Origin of the sequence: Cytobacillus sp. Hm23 (assembly GCF_051842895.1) — a bacterium.
Taxonomy (GTDB): Bacteria; Bacillota; Bacilli; order Bacillales; family SM2101; genus Nanhaiella.
Map to the genome: position 1 here is coordinate 118924 of NZ_JBPXRQ010000010.1, position 17807 is coordinate 136730.

Here is a 17807-nt window from a genome sequence, read left to right on the forward strand (position 1 = left end):
AGGCGCAGCTGGACAACTAGAAATACGTATATTACTAATAATGAAAGGGATTGTGAACATGATCTATCCGTACAAAAGTGTAACCCCTACAATAGCAAATACTGCATTTATTGCTGATTACGTTACAATCACTGGTGATGTATCTATAGGTGATGAGTGTTCAATTTGGTTTAATACTGTCATTCGTGGAGATGTAGCACCAACTATTTTAGGCAACCGTGTTAATATTCAAGATAACTCTGTTTTACATCAAAGTCCCAATAAGCCTTTGATTATAGAAGATGATGTGACAGTTGGCCATCAAGTGATTCTCCATAGTTCGATTATTCGTAAAAAAGCATTAATTGGTATGGGCTCAATTGTTCTTGATGGGGCAGAGATTGGGGAAGGCGCATTTATTGGAGCGGGAAGCCTTGTACCACAAGGTAAGACTATTCCACCTTATACATTAGCCTTTGGACGTCCTGCAAAAGTTATTAGGAAATTAACTGAAGATGATCTAAAAGAAATGCGCAGAATTCGCAGTGAATATGTAGAAAAGGGCCAATATTATAAGAATCTACAAGATAATCAATAATATGCAGAGCAGCTAAAGTTGAAATATTTATTCTGTTTGAAGTTGGGATATTCTAGCAGAAAATCATAAATTCAACAATAGAATTACAATAGCTACAATAGACTTGTATTATATAATATTTGAGGAGAAAAAATGGTATTTTTATTTTGGCTACTAATTATTATCATAATCGGGTATCTTTTATACCTTTACAAAACTCAAAAAAAAGCATGGAAAACAATGATATCCTGTATACTCGTTCTTTTCATATTATGTATTATTTTGCTCATAAAAAAACTACCTGTGTCGACATTGAGAGAAGCAAATCATACTTCGGTAGAAGCTCAAGCACCTGAAAATGATGTTGAAATCATACAAAATACGATGATAAAAATCAAAAATTCTGTACTATTACAAGCACCAGCTCTTTCACAACTTCCTGAACTTCCTCGTGGTTGTGAAGTAACAGCATTAGCAATGTTTTTACAATATGCGGGTGTCGTTGTTGATAAAATGGAATTAGCTGAAAAGGTAGCAAAAGATCCAACACCATACAAAAAGGAAAATGGTATTATTTCTTACGGACATCCAAACAATGGGTTTGTAGGAGATATGTATTCTCGTAATAATAGAGGATATGGTGTGTATGTTAAACCAATAAAACAGCTTGCTGAGCAATATTTACCTTCAAAGATCATTGATCTAACTGATCGTGACTTCAAAGAAATTGAAATGTATTTATCAATTGGATCACCTGTATGGGTGATTACTAATACTACATTTCAAAAATTATCTAATGACAAATTTGAACACTGGGAAACTCCAAATGGAAAAATAAAAATTACTTATTTTGAACACTCAGTTCTAATTACAGGATACGATTCAGAGTTCATCTATTTTAATGACCCTCTTACTGGCGAAAAAAACAAAAAAGTTCCTAGAGACCATTTCATCGCCGCTTGGCAGCAAATGGGGAGTCAGGCCATTACCTACATGGAGTAATGACCTGGCTTTTTACATGCATGTCTGTTTTCGCATTCTTGCAAAATAATAACAATGACTACGCTTGGAGTATCTTTTTTCTTCGACATAAAAGGACTTCTAACTCTTCTATATATGTGATAATGGTAACAAAAATTGAAAGGACAAATTTTTATTAAGCTCTATTAAGTGCTTATGGGGTTATCCATTAACGTCACTGCGCCATTTTTTCCAAAGACAAAAAGCGCCTTAGAGTGAATCAACTCTAGCGCTTCTCATGAGGGTGCAAGACACTTGCACTTATCTTATAGTTTAAGCTGTTTCATTTGCTCTCTCATACATTGACTCGAAATCAAACTTCTTTTCAATATACACTTGATGCCAAATCATAAATATAACAACTGTCCAAATCTTCCTACTATAATCACCTTTATTAGCACAATGATCATCTAATAGTGATAAAAGTACCTCTTTATTAAAGATATGATCTGTTTCACTAGTTTGAATGATCTGTTTTACCCAATCGTACATCTCATCTTTCAGCCAGTGACGAATTGGTACTGGAAAACCTAGCTTCTTTCTTTGTAGCACGTGAGCTGGTACAATTCCTTCAACAGCTTTGCGTAAAATATACTTCGTTGTATTTTGAGATGTTTTCATTTCTGGTGAAATTTTTGAAGCCACTTTGAAAACTTCTTTATCTAAAAAGGGAACACGTAATTCAAGTGAATGAGCCATCGTCATTTTATCTGCCTTTAATAAAATATCACCACGCAACCACGTATGAATATCAATGTACTGCATTTTGTTTACAGGTTCATAACCTTGGATATCCTCATAAAATGGTGCTGTAATTTTTCGGTAGTCTAGTTGTGTTTTATAGTCGCGTAAAAGCTTACGTTTATCCGCTTCTTCAAACATTTTTGCATTACCAATGTACCGTTCCTCCATTGGTGTTACACCTCGCTCAATAAAGCTTTTTCCTTTCACACCGTCTGGTAACATTGTAGCAATTTTAGCAAGAGCAGATTTTGCAAAGTTAGGTAAGTTACTTAACATTTCTAAAGATTGTGGCTCACGATAAATGTTATATCCACCAAACAATTCATCTGCACCTTCTCCAGATAATACAACAGTAACATGTTTTCTAGCCTCTCTAGCAACAAAATATAACGGAACTGCTGCAGGGTCAGCAAGCGGGTCGTCCATATGCCAAATAATTTTTGGAAGCTCTTGCATATACTCTTCTGGAGAAATAACATAGCTTATATTTTCTAAACCAAGCTTTGCAGCTGTCTCTTTCGCTACATCTATTTCACTGAAACCATCACGTTCAAAGCCTACAGAAAAAGTTTTAATATTAGGGTGAAATTCCTTTGCTATTGATGCGATAATCGAAGAATCGATTCCGCCTGAAAGAAAGGATCCAACAGGCACATCACTACGCATATGTATTTTCACTGAATCGTATAATACATCACGAATTTCCTTGATGAGCTTATCCTCTGACTTATGCATCGTATGAAAACTGGCTTTCCAATATTGTGAGATATTCATAGGCTCACCAATTTTTTTTGTAAAGTAGTGCCCAGGCTCCAATTTACGAATGCCATATGACATCGTTTCCGGTTCAGGTACATATTGATACGTTAAATAGTTTTGCAATGCCTCATAGTTTATTAAGCCGTTCTTCAGCGCTGCCAAAATACTCTTTTTTTCTGATGCAAAATATGTTAAATCACCCTGCTCCATATAGAAAAACGGTTTAATTCCAAATTGATCCCGTGCCCCAAATAAAGTTTTCGTCTCTTTATCCCAAATTACGAATGCAAACATTCCTCTTAGCTTTTCTACAGCTTTTTCCTTTTCGTGGCTATAAAGAGCTAATATAACTTCTGTATCAGAGCTCGTATTAAAATGAAAGCCTTCCTTGACTAAAGATTCACGAAGCTCTACATAATTATATATTTCACCGTTAAAGATTATCCAATAACGTTCATTTTCATAAGTAAGAGGCTGATGTCCCCCTTCAAGATCAATAATACTTAAACGTCTAAAACCTAGCTGTATATGTTCATCGAAATAAAACCCTTCATCGTCTGGTCCTCTATGAGTAATAATATTATTCATATTTTCAAACAAAGCTTTGTCATTTTCGTTACGTTGATGATTTGCTGTATTGTTTACACAGCCAATGAATCCACACATTATGTAAGTCACCTACTAATTCGTATTTATATATTTAAGAATTATATCATATTTAGCTAGTGAATTGAGCAGTGTTAGTAGTATACACAATTTTCCTTTTTGTCTAATCAGAAAGGCTCTTTTCGTTAACTTTGTTGCTATGTTTACTAAATGCTTTTTTTGTAAACTCTGTTGTTTGTACCAAACTAGTTCCATAAAAAGTTGTTTTTATATGTTAGTCATCGTTGTACAGAAGAAAAAATGCCTCGAACACTAGATATATACATCCTAAAATCTTAGAAGAAAAAACAACGATCAATGTCAAAACAGCCAGCGGCAAAAATTTAACTCTCCTATATTTCGCTTAGTATGAATTATTTTCTTTCATTTATAAAGGAATTTTTTATTAGAGTAGAGAAATAGTTTGTAAAATTCTGAAAAATCAGGAGGGTTACTTGTGGACTACCGTGAACATGAGGTACTAAAATTCATTAACGAAAATTTTCCTAACCTAGAACTTGAAATTCAGAACTTGTCTTTGTTTCCTTTTGGCAAACGAATAATAGATATTAATGGCTATGAGATATTCGTATACTACTGTCCTTTTGCTGATAGTGTTAAAACGATATTTCCTAATGTGGCAGAAGTTAAGAGTCCATCTTAGTTATTACCTATAAAAAATATTGTCATTCATAGTAAGGGCATATCTCACATACAGAATATGTTGTATGTGGGATATGCCCTAGTTATTTATTAAGGTAATTTTCGTATATTTTGTAGCTATTATCATTAAAATAGAACAGCAATAATGATTCCTTAATATGAAAAGCAACAATCAATGCAAAAACAACCTTTATTAATTACTTCGAGATAATGCTTGTTCTTTTAACACTTCTGCTTTATCAGTACGTTCCCACGTAAGATCAACATCAGTGCGTCCAAAATGACCATATGCTGCTGTTTGCTTATAAATTGGACGTCGTAAGTCAAGCATATTTATAATCCCTGCTGGACGTAAATCAAAATTATTACGAATGAGGTCAACTAACACTTCATCAGCAACCTTACCTGTTTCGAATGTATTAACTGAAATGGATACAGGCTGTGCAACGCCGATTGCATACGCTAACTGAACTTCCAACTTATCAGCTAAGCCAGCTGCCACCAAATTCTTGGCAACATAACGTGCAGCATATGCAGCTGATCGATCAACTTTTGTAGGATCCTTACCAGAGAATGCTCCCCCACCGTGACGGGCATATCCTCCATACGTATCAACAATTATTTTGCGCCCTGTTAATCCAGCGTCTCCTTGTGGGCCACCTATTACAAATCGACCTGTAGGATTTATAAAGTATTTTGTATCAGCATCAATCAATTCTTTAGGAACAACATGGTTTATAACATGCTCCTTAATATTTCGTTGAATTTGTTCTAATGTGATCTCAGGGTGATGTTGAGTAGAAATTACAATCGTATCTATGCGAACAGGTTTATCATTTTCATCATACTCAACAGTTACTTGGGTCTTACCATCAGGTCGTAAGTATGGAAGAATTTCTTCTTTTCTTACCTTTGTTAAGCGTTGTGCTAATTTATGAGCTAATGAGATTGGTAACGGCATTAATTCTTTTGTTTCATTACAAGCATATCCGAACATTAAGCCCTGGTCACCAGCTCCTATCGCATCTATCTCTTCATCTGTCATTGACCCTTCACGAGCTTCAAGTGCTTGATCAACACCCATTGCAATGTCAGGAGACTGCTCATCAATAGATGTTAATACCGCACAGGTTTCTGAATCAAAACCATATTTTGCACGTGTGTAGCCAATGCTCCGTACAGTTTCACGTACGATCTTAGGAATATCAACATACGTCGATGTAGTAATTTCCCCAGCAACCAAGGCCATCCCTGTTGTCACGGTCGTTTCGCATGCAACACGAGCGTTAGGATCATTTGTTAAGATAGCATCAAGAATGGAATCTGATATTTGGTCACAAATTTTATCAGGGTGACCTTCAGTTACAGATTCAGAAGTAAATAAGTGACGTTTTTTTGTCATAGCTTTATCCTCCTTTATGAAGCAACCACTTCATATAGTTATATTTTGAAACGGAACTCATTCCCATATTACTTTCCAAAATTTCAAACTTTTTACTGGAAATAAATAAAACCTCTCCTACAAATCATGAGGAAAGGTTTGACATACTCGATTCACGCCTTTCACTCTTATCGTTCAAGACAAGTGCCTTGCACCAGGTTAGCACCTTATCACATTAAGAACAAAGCAGATTATTTTCTCATAATCTGAAAAATATAGTGATGGTTGCTGGGCTTCATAGGGCCTGTCCCTCCACCAGCTCGGGATAAGAGAGTATCCGTTCAACACAATATATTAACGTAGTAAACAGTTACATGTCAACATAGTTAAGAGCTGAATTGTTCATTAAATTTTCGTTATGTATCTTTTACAAAGAATGGTACGATTATGTTGAATCCAGTATAAAATAATTATAAATAGTATAGACTATTTGAGTTAATGTGTTATACTATTTTTAAGTTATGAATTGTTAACGACATTATTAAAACGTAAAGGAAGGTTTTGATCATGAATTCTGTTAGTGTATCATGCGAATTATCAAGTTTACTAGCTCGTAAAAATACATTACACAATTTATCCGTCCCTACTCTCGTTGAAAGTGTGTTAAATAGAAAAGAAGGCACTTTAACTTCTTCAGGTGCCATACTATCTACAACAGGAAAATATACTGGACGATCACCTAAAGATAAATATATTGTAGATGAACCATCTACAAAAGGTAAAATAGATTGGGGAACAGTAAATCAGCCTATTTCACAGGAATCTTTTGACAATCTATATAATAAAGTACTCGATTATTTAGCTAACAAAGATGAAATTTATGTATTTAATGGGTTCGCAGGTGCTGATAAAAAATATCAACTTCCTATTCAAGTGATTAATGAATATGCATGGCACAATTTATTTGCACATCAGCTATTTATTCGTCCTACTGAGGAGGAATTACAATCGCATATCGCTGACTTCACTGTCATTTCTGCACCAAATTTCAAAGCAGATCCTGCAATTGATGGAACGAGATCGGAAACATTTATTATTATTTCATTTGAAAAACGCACAGTGCTCATAGGTGGAACAGAGTATGCAGGCGAGATGAAAAAATCCATATTTTCTGTTATGAACTATGTTCTCCCTGAAAAAGAGATTTTATCCATGCATTGTTCAGCCAATATTGGTCAAGAAGGAGATGTCGCTTTATTCTTCGGGTTGTCAGGAACGGGTAAAACAACCCTTTCAGCCGATGCGAACAGACGGTTAATAGGGGACGATGAACATGGATGGTCAGCAAATGGAGTGTTTAATATAGAGGGTGGCTGTTACGCCAAGTGTATAAACTTATCCCGAGAGAAAGAACCACAAATTTACGATGCTATTCGATTCGGTTCAGTACTAGAAAATGTCATCGTTGATGATTGCTCAAGAAATCCTGATTATGACAATTCTTCTCTTACAGAAAACACTCGAGCTGCTTACCCTATACAGGCAATCGATAATATCATTTTTCCTAGCATTGCAAGTCATCCTAATACGATCATTTTTTTAACAGCTGATGCCTTCGGTGTTTTACCTCCTATTAGTAAACTATCGAAGGAACAAGCAATGTACCATTTTCTAAGTGGATATACGAGTAAGCTTGCTGGAACAGAACGAGGAATCACTTCTCCACAAGCTACATTTTCAACTTGCTTTGGTTCACCATTCTTACCATTGCCAGCAACTCGGTATGCAAAAATGTTAGGTGATAAGATTGATGAACATGGTGCTCAAGTATATCTTGTGAATACGGGCTGGACTGGTGGAGAATATGGTGTAGGTAACCGAATGAAGCTTGAATTTACTCGTTCAATGGTACGTTCTGCTTTAGAAGGAGAATTAACCAACGTTGAAACAATAAAAGAACGTATATTTGGTTTAAAAATACCATTACATGTTCCTGGTGTACCTGATGATGTACTACAGCCAATAAAAACATGGGCAAACAAACAAGAATACGTTGATAAAGCAACTGAACTAGCAGCAAAATTCCAGGAAAACTTCAAAAAGTTTAATAATATTGATGAGAAGATAGGACAATTAGGTGGACCTCCATTAATAGCTAACTAACTAATTACTTACTACTCTAATTTCACTTTCATCATGCACGATACTTAGAATAATGATAACAATAAAGGGTCTGACCCCATCAATAGAAATGGGTCTGACCCTTTTACTCTTTACTAAGGTTAGTATTATTGTAATCATTCGACTAGGATTGCTGTATTCTTACTGTTATATGTTGTACATCAACCTCAAAATGTAAAAAGGCTTTGATTTTGCCGGATAAAGTATCCCAATCCCTTAGTTTGTTGAATGTAAAGAAATCAGTCGGTAAGTGATCACAGTTTTATTATTTTCTAATTCCACCTTATCAATTACCCCTTCTCCACTTAGATCTCCCCCTATAGTTCTCTTTACCTCTAACGGGATATCGAGTGGATATAGACGGTAACCTGTTTTTTCTAGAGTGAAAATATTTTCTCCTAACCTTTTTTCTTTTCCCTTCGTAACAATCATTGTATTTAATTCAAGAGGCATACCCATTTTAAACGCTCCTTTAACATAGTTATCCTTTTATGACTATTTTATCATGGTGTTTATTGATTTTTCATCCACTCAGTAAGTCTTTTTACAATTTTTCTATTTTCAGCAGGAGGAAAGTAATGAGTATATTCGTCAAAATACCATGTAGTTACGCTTTTATTAAGCTCTTTCAGTCTATGTTCAAGTCTATATGCATGTTGTATGGTCACATTGCTATCGTTTTTACCATGGATAATTAAAATAGGTGCATGTAATTGTTCTAGCATATAAAGAGGTGTACGTATTTTGTATCTATTTGGATATTTATTAGGTGTTCCTCCAATAACTCTTTTAAGCATGCGTCGTAGATCAATTCTCTCGTTATATGTAAGTGTCATATCAGAAACACCACCCCAAGTTACAACTGATTTTACATTGTGTTCTATAATCCCTGTGAAAAGTGCCATGACACCTCCACGTGAAAAACCAAACACATGAATCCTATCTTCATGAACGCTATCAAGCTGCTCTAGTACTCGGTAACTTGCAACGGCATCATGCCTATCATTACCAGCAAAGTCTTCATTACCTTCTCCGCCTTGATTCCCACGGTAAAAAGGCGCCATCACTACAAAACCTTCTGAAGCAAATTGGACGATGCGCCCAACACGAACTTTACCAACATTTTTTATTCCGCCTCTTAAATATAAAAAACCATCATGCTTACCTACGTTTTTCGGTTCGGCTAATAATCCCTTTACTTTCAAATCGTTACTTAAATATGTTAATTCATATAAAAGAATATTTGGATTAGGCGAAGGTAACCGTTGTCTTTCAATAATATGTCCATCTCTACATTCCAAGCTGATCTCCTCCTTCTACTTCAGAATATAGCGTGGCAGAGTATTTATGTTGTTTATGCTGTGATACACACAATGTATTAATTAAGCAACGATTGTTACTAATTCTGAACATCTAGGTTAATTGAGATTTACGATGATAACAAGAAGGATAGTTGTAGAACAATTTATCTCTTAGGGCGAAAAACAACAATCCCTGGGGAAACAATCAAAATAAGTAACTAAAGTTATTATGAGCTTCTATGTTAAATTCTCTACATACTATTTTCACATGTCAACTACTCTACATTCAAACAGTGTAAGTATTGAAGTGATATTCATAGGCGTTCACCTTTTCGAATGGTGCTTCATAAACTATCTTAGCTTAGAAAAGTATATAGGAGGAACTGGCGATGAAGAAAAAAATTAGCTTTATATTTCTTGTAGCATTTCTAATCTTCATACCATTGTCTGGGTGTAATGAACAACAAATACAAAAATTACGTGTTGCTGAAGTAACCCATTCAATATTTTTTGCCCCACAGTATGTTGCATTTTCTGAAGGGTTCTTTGAAAAGGAAGGGCTGGAAGTAGAGTTGACAACGACATGGGGTGGCGATAAAACGATGACAACTTTGCTATCTGACGGCGCCGACATTGCATTAGTTGGCTCAGAAACGACAATATACGTCCATGCTCAAGATGCTAATGATCCTGTAATAAATTTTGCTCAATTAACTCAAACCGATGGGACTTTTTTAGTTTCACGCAATAACATCGATAACTTTTCCTGGGACCAACTGAAAGGAAGTACTTTCCTCGGTCAACGCAAAGGTGGTATGCCACAAATGGTTGGAGAGTTCGTATTAAAGAATCAAGGTATTGATCCACACAAAGATTTAGATTTAATTCAAAATATTGAATTTGCTAATATTGCAAGCGCATTTGCAGCTGGAACAGGAGATTATGTGCAGCTTTTCGAACCAACAGCAAGTATATTTGAACAAGAAGGAACAGGATATATTATTGCATCATTTGGCAAGGAGTCTGGATATGTTCCATATACTACCTTTATGGCAAAAAGTAGCTTTATGGAAGAAAATATTGATGCAATAGAAAAATTTACCCGAGCGATATATCAAGCGCAACAATGGGTTGACTCTCATGATGCAGCAGAAATTGCACAATCAATTCATACCTTTTTTGAGGATACATCAATAGAATTAATTGAAACAGTAGTTGATCGATACAAGAGTCAAGGCTCCTATGCTACCAATCCAATCTTAGATGCAACTGAATGGAATAACCTTCAAGACATCATGGACGAAGCTGGTGAACTACCTTTACGAGTAGATCATGAAACATTAGTCAACACTGATATTGCCGAAAAGGTGATGTCCAAATAAGAGGTGATGATTCATGAGTTTTTTATTAATAAACAATATTCATCACACATATTTTTCTAAATCATCAGCAACTACCGCACTCGAGAATATTAACCTAGCAATTAACGAAGGGGAATTTATTTCATTTATTGGACCAAGCGGCTGTGGGAAGACAACGTTACTTTCCATTATTGCTGGACTTTTACAGCCTACTAAAGGTGATGTTCTTCTAAAAGACACAAAAGTGACAGCATCAACTCATACTGTCGGCTACATGCTACAGCAAGATTATTTATTCCCTTGGAGAACGATTGAAGAAAATATTTTATTAGGTTTAAAACTCAATCATAAATTATGTGATAGAACAAAAGAGAAAGCTATTCAGCTATTACAAGAAATTGGGTTAGAGGGAACCGAAAAGCTGTACCCAAGACAACTCTCTGGGGGGATGCGTCAAAGAGCAGCGCTAGTGAGAACTTTAGTTACTGACCCACAAATTTTTTTACTAGATGAACCTTTTTCTGCACTTGACTTTCAAACGAAACTTAAATTAGAAGATCTCGTATCAAACACTTTAAAGGAATACAAAAAAACTACACTACTTGTAACACATGATATTGGAGAAGCAATTGCAATGAGCGACCGCATTATATTACTGGATACAAATCCAGGTAGAATATCCGAAACATTCGTTATTCCAAACACCTTAAGTGAACTACCTCCATTTAATGCAAGGCAACATCCCATATATGCTGATCTTTTCCAGAAGGTCTGGAAGGAGTTGGATAAACTTGACACCTCAAACAAAATATAGCGATCTTCATGGCCAATACTTGTATCAGCTAAAAAAAGAGAAACGCGTAGTAAGAATTTATCAAATGCTCATTTTTATTGCATTTTTTTCAAGTTGGGAAATAGCTAGCTACTTTAAGTTGATAGATCCACTATTATTCAGTTCTCCTTCAAAAATCACAAAATTATTAATTGAAAAAGTAGCAGATGGCTCAATATTTGTTCATATAGGTGTCACATTATTCGAAACCGTGCTTGGCTTTATTTTAGGCACCTTATTAGGAACCATCTTGGCTGCACTTTTATGGTGGTCACCGCGCCTTTCCAACATACTAGACCCTTACCTTGTTATTTTAAATGCGATGCCGAAGGTTGCACTAGGACCTATATTAATCGTTGCCTTAGGACCTGGATTTACTTCCATTATCGCTATGGGAACTATCATATCAGTAATTATTACAACGATTGTTGTTTACACCTCTTTTAAAGAGTTAGATCCAAATTATTTAAAAGTATTACACTCATTTGGAGCTTCCAAAAGACAATCATTTTTTGAAGCAGTACTTCCTTCTTCATTTCCAACGATTATTTCGACACTTAAAGTCAATGTAGGACTTTCATGGGTTGGTGTAATCGTAGGTGAATTTTTAGTATCTGGTAAAGGACTTGGGTACATGATTATTTATGGTTTTCAAGTATTTAACTTCACACTCGTTCTCCTGAGTTTATTAATTATTGCAGTTTTTGCTACAATTATGTACCATGGCGTTGAATACCTAGAAAGAAAACTGATCAAAGATGTATAAATGGAGCTAAAGGGCAAAAGAAATGTACACCAGCCTTGCTAATTGAAAACTAAAAACATTTAAAGCTCGCACAAGGACCTGAAGATATATAGACCTTGTTGCGAGCTTATTGTTTATTCATTCATTAATTCTCTTATTCGGCTAAGACTATTTTGAAGCACCCCATCCTTCATAATAAAGCTATAAGAATCATTATAAGCAATATTTTCAGGCAGATGATCGAGTAAAACAGGCCCCTTTGTTTCGTAGTAAGTTGATTGTTCCTCAATTGAGTTGATATTTGCAAAATAGATATTTTTTATAATCTTCTTCTCTTTTCCCATCACCATATATTGACCTATATACCGAAGATCAATAATGTTACCACCTGTTTCCTCCTTCACTTCACGAATTGCTGCTTGTTCTGAAGTTTCTCCTTCTTCGACATTACCACCAGGGAATTCTAGGCCTCGGGTAGCATGATTTGTTACAAGCCATTGATTGTAAAACCTACATATGACCCACACATGCTTAGGAGATAAAGAAAATGGATGATTGTCAAATGAGAGGTAAACATCATTAAAATAATAGTCCTTAAAATGTATTTCCATTGCACTTCTCGCTCCAACTGTTTAGTTATAAAAATATTAACATAATTTATTAAATTTATCACGACTAGTAAGATTTGTAAATTTATATTTTCAATTAAAAGTACACTTGTTATAATACATATTGAGGAACGAATCAAACAAATCTTCCAAATTTTTCTACTAATATATATATAAAATAAGGTTTGTGAAACTTCCTTTATGTTAAATCGTATACATAGTATACACTTTACGAGGAGGAACTATATTGAAAAAGCTAATAACTACTATGTTTGCAGTATCTTTTGTATTACTACTCGCAGCTTGTTCTTCATCAGATGCTGATGTAAATGATTTGTTTAACAAATCAATGGAAGCTGCTCAAGATCTAAGTAGTTTTTCAGTTGATATGGTAATGGATCAAACAATTGAAGTGGGAACAGAGAGTATACCCCAAAATATGGAAATTTATCTAGATATGGTGCAAGAACCATTAACGATGTATCAACAGATGTCTATATCTATGGGTGATGCAATCAATGTAGATACAGAGTCGTATTTTACTGAAGAAGGATTTTTCATGTATGATTCAATGAGTAATATGTGGCAAAAACTCCCTAGTGAGCAATTTGAACAAATTATGCAAATGTCTAAAAATCAGCAATCTCCAATAAATTCTCTGAAGCAAATGGAAAAGTTTGTTGATGATTTTGAACTTATCGAAGAAGATGACCAATACATCTTTAAACTCACTTCTACAGATGAAAAAATGAAAGAGTTAATTACTTCAATGATTCCACAGGATCAACTCACAAGTGCTGGAATGGCTAATAATATTGACCATTTAATGGAAAATATGACTATTTCAACATTAAAATATGAGATAACTGTTGATAAAGAGACTTACTATCCAAAAAATATTTCAATGATTATGGATTCAACGATGACAATGGAGGGAGAGACTTTCGGATTCTACCAAGAAATGACAGGTAAATACTCTAATTTTAATGAAGTCAGTGAAATTTCTGTTCCTGAAGAAGTTATAAACACAGCAACTGAAAGTCCTCTATAATCATATTGAGGTCACTCATAATTAAGAGTGACCTTTCTATTTATAACGCTTTCTCATAAATTTATCATTCGACCAAATAATCTACCTTAAAATTTCACGTACCAAACCCATCTATTGTACTATGAGTTTCAGCACACATCTCCACTCCTTTACTCACTGTGTAAATTATACAAGTAATACATTTTATGTTTTTTCATTGAAAAATACATCATGTAACAACCCTTGCTCTTCAATAAATTCTCTAGTTGTTCTATCCCCTAATTGGTAAATTAATTGGAGTATTTTCTCAAGCGTTTCATCATAGGCGTCATTTTGTTCATCATCATGATATTGAATATACGGGATATGTGCCCTAAAAAAATTTTGCCATTCTGTTGAATAATTTTGGTCAAAATATTCACGTAATGTTGTAATTTCTTCGTCTGTTGCAAATACTTTATAATTCCAAGGAGATGCTGTACTTAATCTCGAAATTTCTCCACTTCCTAAAGAGATATAATAAGCTTCCTTCTCTTTACTCATAATTATTCAACTCCTATATATGCTTAAATATAGGTTTTTCTATCAAGAGTAAAATATACACATAATATATCTCTCTTGCTTACTGATTATTGCGATCTCTTAACAATTTAATGGCTCGAGTAAGAACTTTAGGAACAGGTACTCCAGCCCTTCCTGCATTTTCAATAATCGATAGCAATTCATTAGAAAGATAAAAAAAGATTGTGGTATCACGTAAAAAATGATATTCTCCTAGAATGAGGTCTATTAAATGAGCAATTGCAACTAATGCAAATATAAATATCTTTTGCATAATTCCTTTAAACCCTATTCTGCTGGACAAAGAACCCTCTATAGTTGCAGAAATCATTCCGGTTACATAATCAATGATTACAAATACGAGTAAAATTACCATTAATTTGTCCCAACCACCGAATAGGAATGTCACTGTGGAACATAAAAATGAAAAAGCCACGATAAAAATATATTTTTCCAACATTACCTTCCTTTCTTTGGATAACTGGTTAACAAGTGAAATTAAGCTTTTCCCTTACTTCAAGTTATGAGAAACTTAACATATTGATTGAGTGAATGCCTTATAAAGTGGACATTGTAACCTAATTATTATGAATTTATTTTGTTTGACAGTCATAGACTATAGGATAATCAATATATTGGAGTGAGAAGAATGAAGTTAGTCGACGAACTTTATGATATGTATCGTCATAAATTAACAGGTGACGAAGAAGATGCTGAAATTCTAACATTGGCACTGCTAGAGCAATTAGATCGAAATGATATCTTGTCAATGGTTGAGGAACTAAGTGATTATGAATTAGTTGGTTTAGTTAGCTTATATATCACTGAAAAGCTAAAAGGGAAAATAGCGCGAGATGGAGTAGGCAATAATAGACGTTCATCCATTTCTGAATTACGAAATCTTCATTGATTTTCTCTCCTTCATTTCATAAGACTCTTTTCGTTAACTTTGTCGTAACAGTTCCTAAACTAAAAGATAAAGCGATTTACTCAATAGTCATCGTTTTATGAGAAAATGACACGATCTAGGTTTATACGTGTTTATTTTTCATACACAAACAAACTATGCGAAAATAGCCTTTTATAAACAACATATTCGGTCATTATGAGTATTCATGAAGGAGGGTAAATTTTGCTTGCAGTTTTAATAATATCAATTATTATCGTCCTTGGTGTTCTTTTTATAACATTAATGACAACCTCAAAAGCATATCAATATGAGCATACAGTTGACAATTTACAAGAAAATCCCAATATCGAAACCAAAGATAAAACGTCTTAACTAACAACTGCTATATTTACATAAATTACAAATATTGTGTACAAGCCTTGCTATTCATTATTGTTATTGATGAAACAGTTGAAGTTTAGTAACTAAATTGCAAAAAACCCACCTTGGAAAAGGTGGGACATAGCACAATAAAACAAAATCACTATAAATTTTTCGAGCGGAGAGAATGCAAGCCTCTCCTTTGATATTAAGTTATGTTAAACTTTTAACGATATGTAAACCTCACTCCATTAACCCCAGTTCAACTGCACGATGAGCGATTAAATCATCTACATCGCTCGGTAGACCGTCCAACGATCCAAATTCATGTTCCCAAATATTAGCAAATGAATCAACACACGACGGAAATGTTAATTGATTAGCATACTTAGCTTCTTCTTTAAACGCCTTAATTAGACTTTCTTTATTCATAACCATCATTTATCTCTCCTTAGTGAATAAATAAATAGGGCAGACCCGATGAAGAGTCTGCGCCATGCTTATTTTCCTTTCGAAAAATGATTAACTTGGTGTGAATGTTCGACAGTCTGTCTCTTCTGTGCTATTTGCAGAAGTACCACTGTGACTAATTACATATATTTCCTGTGCATTGCATTTGTTTCCCTGTTTCCAATAATGACAATTATTTACCTCACATAAAACATCTTTTGCCATAGTTAACTTACCCCCTAAAAAATGATACATAATATATCATTTGTTTTTAGGAATTTTTCATACTATATAAAAATTGTAAAATGAGCCCTTTATATTTTTTAAACTAACTTGAATAAATTAACATAATTTCTTTTTTTCACTAACACGAGCTGTTAAATCGGTTTAATTAAAAGAGAAGAAAAGAACCCATAACGAAGTCCATGTATCTTTAGTACACAAAACAACAATGTATGAGAACTGTGTCGGTAAGTATCCTACTTCTCAATTTTTGATGAATGTATTGATGAATTTTTTTCTGGTACTAGATCAATGCCACCTGGATGAAAAGGATGGCATTTTACGATACGTTTCATTGTTAACCAGCCACCCTTTAACGGTCCAAAGCGCTTAATAGCTTCAAGTCCATAGTGAGAGCAGGTTGGATAAAAACGACATGTCGGTGGTTTTAAAGGCGATATGACAAGTTGATAAAAACGAATAAATCCAATAAATATTTTTTTAAGCAAAGTGACTCACCCTAACTTTATAATACCTTTAATAAAGGTCATTAAGTAAACTTGTGACTTTTTATTACTTTACATATGAGTAACTGATGTATATTATATGGTTTTTATAGTCTTCGAAGAAGAAAAGATGTTCCAAAGATTAGTTGTATACGTGTTTAGCTCTTATTAAGAAAAAGCAACAATTAATGCGAAAACAGCCTTAATAAATGATATACTATTTTTAGCTGTATAGAAAATATTATGTTTATCGAAATTCATTCCACAATCATGATAAGTGAAAATTTGTGCTTGGACATGTATAATAAAAAAAGAAAAAATGACATTTTATATAGGAGTGGTTATCCATGCCATCTGTTGAAAGTTTTGAATTAGATCATTGTATTGTAAAAGCGCCTTTTGTAAGACATTGTGGCGTTCACAAAGTAGGAAGCGACGGTATAGTCAATAAATTTGATATTCGCTTTTGTCAGCCAAATAAACAGGCTATGAACCCTGACGCCATTCATACACTTGAACATTTATTAGCTTTTAATATTCGTAAATATGCTGAAAGATACAACCACTTTGATATCATTGATGTGTCTCCTATGGGATGTCAAACTGGCTTCTATCTAGTTGTTAGTGGAGAACCATCTGTAAGTGAAATTATTGATTTGTTAGAAGATACATTTAAAGAGGCTGTAGAAATCACTGAAATTCCAGCTGCGAACGAAAAACAATGTGGTCAAGCGAAGCTACATGACCTTGAAGGTGCTAAACGCCTTATGCGTTTTTGGTTAGAACAAACTAAGGAAGACCTCCATCAAGTATTTTAACATGTTCATATGAATGACTGTATGCTATTATCACCGAAAAACTCAGCTAGATAAAATCGACGTGCTCATAAAAGAGTCAACATCGTACTAACTGTATATACAGTTTTTTTCTTAGTATGATAAATAACAATCAATTCCACAAAACCAAATATAA

The 17807-nt window shown here is 34.2% G+C and carries 21 protein-coding genes and 1 riboswitch; of the genes, 11 read left to right on the top strand and 10 right to left on the bottom strand.

Features of this window, described 5'->3' with window-relative positions:
• The first annotated feature begins 58 nt into the window (after positions 1 to 58).
• Both ACSVDA_RS08545 and ACSVDA_RS08550 read left to right on the top strand, forming a co-directional pair.
• Positions 59 to 577, top strand: a complete 519-nt coding sequence (locus ACSVDA_RS08545) for a gamma carbonic anhydrase (RefSeq protein WP_485882493.1) — start codon at positions 59 to 61, stop codon at positions 575 to 577.
• A 282-nt stretch (positions 578 to 859) separates the two neighbouring features.
• Positions 860 to 1558: a C39 family peptidase gene (locus tag ACSVDA_RS08550; protein WP_485882422.1), complete on the top strand. Its 699-nt coding sequence runs from the start codon at positions 860 to 862 to the stop codon at positions 1556 to 1558.
• A 291-nt stretch (positions 1559 to 1849) separates the two neighbouring features.
• Here the strand turns inward: ACSVDA_RS08550 and asnB are convergent, their stop codons facing one another.
• The gene (asnB, locus tag ACSVDA_RS08555; protein WP_485882424.1) at positions 1850 to 3745 is read right to left on the bottom strand and encodes an asparagine synthase (glutamine-hydrolyzing); all 1896 of its coding nucleotides are present in this window, start codon (positions 3743 to 3745) and stop codon (positions 1850 to 1852) included.
• Positions 3746 to 4181: 436 nt separating this feature from the next.
• On the opposite strand from asnB, the gene ACSVDA_RS08560 reads away from it, so the two are divergent.
• Positions 4182 to 4388 (top strand): hypothetical protein, encoded by a 207-nt coding sequence (locus ACSVDA_RS08560; RefSeq protein ID WP_410627704.1) that lies wholly within the window; start codon positions 4182 to 4184, stop codon positions 4386 to 4388.
• Positions 4389 to 4580: 192 nt separating this feature from the next.
• Here the strand turns inward: ACSVDA_RS08560 and metK are convergent, their stop codons facing one another.
• A complete protein-coding gene (metK, locus tag ACSVDA_RS08565) occupies positions 4581 to 5789 on the bottom strand; it encodes a methionine adenosyltransferase (protein ID WP_320256617.1) in 1209 nt (402 codons plus the stop codon).
• A gap of 164 nt (positions 5790 to 5953) precedes the next feature.
• A riboswitch (SAM riboswitch) is annotated at positions 5954 to 6100 on the bottom strand.
• Positions 6101 to 6335: 235 nt separating this feature from the next.
• Here metK and pckA point away from each other — a divergent pair.
• Complete coding sequence (gene pckA / locus ACSVDA_RS08570; RefSeq protein ID WP_485882426.1) at positions 6336 to 7931, top strand: phosphoenolpyruvate carboxykinase (ATP); 1596 nt, start codon at positions 6336 to 6338, stop codon at positions 7929 to 7931.
• A gap of 234 nt (positions 7932 to 8165) precedes the next feature.
• On the opposite strand, the gene ACSVDA_RS08575 is transcribed toward pckA, so the two are convergent.
• Positions 8166 to 8408 (bottom strand): DUF2584 domain-containing protein, encoded by a 243-nt coding sequence (locus ACSVDA_RS08575; RefSeq protein WP_485882427.1) that lies wholly within the window; start codon positions 8406 to 8408, stop codon positions 8166 to 8168.
• Between the two features lie 53 nt (positions 8409 to 8461).
• On the bottom strand, positions 8462 to 9250 hold the full coding sequence (locus ACSVDA_RS08580; RefSeq protein ID WP_485882429.1) for an alpha/beta hydrolase family protein: 789 nt from the start codon (positions 9248 to 9250) through the stop codon (positions 8462 to 8464).
• Between the two features lie 389 nt (positions 9251 to 9639).
• On the opposite strand from ACSVDA_RS08580, the gene ACSVDA_RS08585 reads away from it, so the two are divergent.
• From ACSVDA_RS08585 to ACSVDA_RS08595, 3 genes are read left to right on the top strand one after another with little or no spacing between them, the layout of a single operon-like run.
• Positions 9640 to 10632 (top strand): ABC transporter substrate-binding protein, encoded by a 993-nt coding sequence (locus tag ACSVDA_RS08585; protein WP_485882431.1) that lies wholly within the window; start codon positions 9640 to 9642, stop codon positions 10630 to 10632.
• Between the two features lie 13 nt (positions 10633 to 10645).
• Complete coding sequence (locus tag ACSVDA_RS08590) at positions 10646 to 11425, top strand: ABC transporter ATP-binding protein (RefSeq protein ID WP_485882433.1); 780 nt, start codon at positions 10646 to 10648, stop codon at positions 11423 to 11425.
• Entirely contained in the window at positions 11403 to 12209 is an 807-nt protein-coding gene (locus ACSVDA_RS08595; protein WP_485882434.1) for an ABC transporter permease, read from the top strand. Before ACSVDA_RS08590 ends, ACSVDA_RS08595 begins: the two co-directional genes overlap by 23 nt.
• 113 nt (positions 12210 to 12322) lie before the next feature.
• On the opposite strand, the gene ytkD is transcribed toward ACSVDA_RS08595, so the two are convergent.
• Entirely contained in the window at positions 12323 to 12799 is a 477-nt protein-coding gene (gene ytkD / locus ACSVDA_RS08600) for an RNA deprotection pyrophosphohydrolase (RefSeq protein ID WP_485882436.1), read from the bottom strand.
• 244 nt (positions 12800 to 13043) lie between these two features.
• On the opposite strand from ytkD, the gene ACSVDA_RS08605 reads away from it, so the two are divergent.
• Positions 13044 to 13847, top strand: coding sequence for a DUF6612 family protein (locus ACSVDA_RS08605; RefSeq protein WP_485882437.1), 804 nt, complete (start codon positions 13044 to 13046; stop codon positions 13845 to 13847).
• A gap of 183 nt (positions 13848 to 14030) precedes the next feature.
• Here the strand turns inward: ACSVDA_RS08605 and ACSVDA_RS08610 are convergent, their stop codons facing one another.
• Entirely contained in the window at positions 14031 to 14369 is a 339-nt protein-coding gene (locus tag ACSVDA_RS08610) for a hydrolase (protein WP_485882438.1), read from the bottom strand.
• Between the two features lie 79 nt (positions 14370 to 14448).
• Positions 14449 to 14847 carry a phage holin family protein gene (locus ACSVDA_RS08615; RefSeq protein WP_214483715.1) on the bottom strand — a complete coding sequence of 133 codons (399 nt, stop codon included), beginning with the start codon at positions 14845 to 14847 and terminating at the stop codon, positions 14449 to 14451.
• A gap of 189 nt (positions 14848 to 15036) precedes the next feature.
• On the opposite strand from ACSVDA_RS08615, the gene ACSVDA_RS08620 reads away from it, so the two are divergent.
• Both ACSVDA_RS08620 and ytzI read left to right on the top strand, forming a co-directional pair.
• Positions 15037 to 15297, top strand: a complete 261-nt coding sequence (locus ACSVDA_RS08620) for a DUF6154 family protein (protein ID WP_214483716.1) — start codon at positions 15037 to 15039, stop codon at positions 15295 to 15297.
• 222 nt (positions 15298 to 15519) lie between these two features.
• Positions 15520 to 15669, top strand: coding sequence for a YtzI protein (gene ytzI / locus ACSVDA_RS08625; RefSeq protein WP_485882441.1), 150 nt, complete (start codon positions 15520 to 15522; stop codon positions 15667 to 15669).
• Between the two features lie 231 nt (positions 15670 to 15900).
• On the opposite strand, the gene ACSVDA_RS08630 is transcribed toward ytzI, so the two are convergent.
• The 3 genes from ACSVDA_RS08630 to yidD all read right to left on the bottom strand — a co-directional run bounded on the left by ACSVDA_RS08630 (position 15901) and on the right by yidD (position 16838).
• A complete protein-coding gene (locus tag ACSVDA_RS08630; protein WP_485882442.1) occupies positions 15901 to 16095 on the bottom strand; it encodes a hypothetical protein in 195 nt (64 codons plus the stop codon).
• Positions 16096 to 16179: 84 nt separating this feature from the next.
• Entirely contained in the window at positions 16180 to 16332 is a 153-nt protein-coding gene (locus ACSVDA_RS08635) for a DUF1540 domain-containing protein (RefSeq protein WP_320210980.1), read from the bottom strand.
• 254 nt (positions 16333 to 16586) lie between these two features.
• On the bottom strand, positions 16587 to 16838 hold the full coding sequence (yidD, locus tag ACSVDA_RS08640) for a membrane protein insertion efficiency factor YidD (RefSeq protein ID WP_485882444.1): 252 nt from the start codon (positions 16836 to 16838) through the stop codon (positions 16587 to 16589).
• 344 nt (positions 16839 to 17182) lie between these two features.
• Here yidD and ACSVDA_RS08645 point away from each other — a divergent pair, with 344 nt between their 5' ends.
• Positions 17183 to 17653 (top strand): S-ribosylhomocysteine lyase, encoded by a 471-nt coding sequence (locus tag ACSVDA_RS08645; protein ID WP_410627686.1) that lies wholly within the window; start codon positions 17183 to 17185, stop codon positions 17651 to 17653.
• Positions 17654 to 17807: the final 154 nt, after the last annotated feature.

Excerpts from the sequence above, each read along its gene's own strand:
- ACSVDA_RS08545 (WP_485882493.1), top strand. The coding sequence starts at position 59 with ATGATCTATCCGTACAAAAGTGTAACCCCTACAATAGCAAATACTGCA.
- asnB (WP_485882424.1), bottom strand. The coding sequence starts at position 3,745 with ATGTGTGGATTCATTGGCTGTGTAAACAATACAGCAAATCATCAACGT.
- metK (WP_320256617.1), bottom strand. The coding sequence starts at position 5,789 with ATGACAAAAAAACGTCACTTATTTACTTCTGAATCTGTAACTGAAGGT.
- pckA (WP_485882426.1), top strand. The coding sequence starts at position 6,336 with ATGAATTCTGTTAGTGTATCATGCGAATTATCAAGTTTACTAGCTCGT.
- ACSVDA_RS08575 (WP_485882427.1), bottom strand. The coding sequence starts at position 8,408 with ATGGGTATGCCTCTTGAATTAAATACAATGATTGTTACGAAGGGAAAA.
- ACSVDA_RS08585 (WP_485882431.1), top strand. The coding sequence starts at position 9,640 with ATGAAGAAAAAAATTAGCTTTATATTTCTTGTAGCATTTCTAATCTTC.
- ACSVDA_RS08590 (WP_485882433.1), top strand. The coding sequence starts at position 10,646 with ATGAGTTTTTTATTAATAAACAATATTCATCACACATATTTTTCTAAA.
- ytkD (WP_485882436.1), bottom strand. The coding sequence starts at position 12,799 with ATGGAAATACATTTTAAGGACTATTATTTTAATGATGTTTACCTCTCA.
- ACSVDA_RS08610 (WP_485882438.1), bottom strand. The coding sequence starts at position 14,369 with ATGAGTAAAGAGAAGGAAGCTTATTATATCTCTTTAGGAAGTGGAGAA.
- ACSVDA_RS08615 (WP_214483715.1), bottom strand. The coding sequence starts at position 14,847 with ATGTTGGAAAAATATATTTTTATCGTGGCTTTTTCATTTTTATGTTCC.
- ACSVDA_RS08620 (WP_214483716.1), top strand. The coding sequence starts at position 15,037 with ATGAAGTTAGTCGACGAACTTTATGATATGTATCGTCATAAATTAACA.
- ACSVDA_RS08630 (WP_485882442.1), bottom strand. The coding sequence starts at position 16,095 with ATGGTTATGAATAAAGAAAGTCTAATTAAGGCGTTTAAAGAAGAAGCT.
- ACSVDA_RS08635 (WP_320210980.1), bottom strand. The coding sequence starts at position 16,332 with ATGGCAAAAGATGTTTTATGTGAGGTAAATAATTGTCATTATTGGAAA.
- ACSVDA_RS08645 (WP_410627686.1), top strand. The coding sequence starts at position 17,183 with ATGCCATCTGTTGAAAGTTTTGAATTAGATCATTGTATTGTAAAAGCG.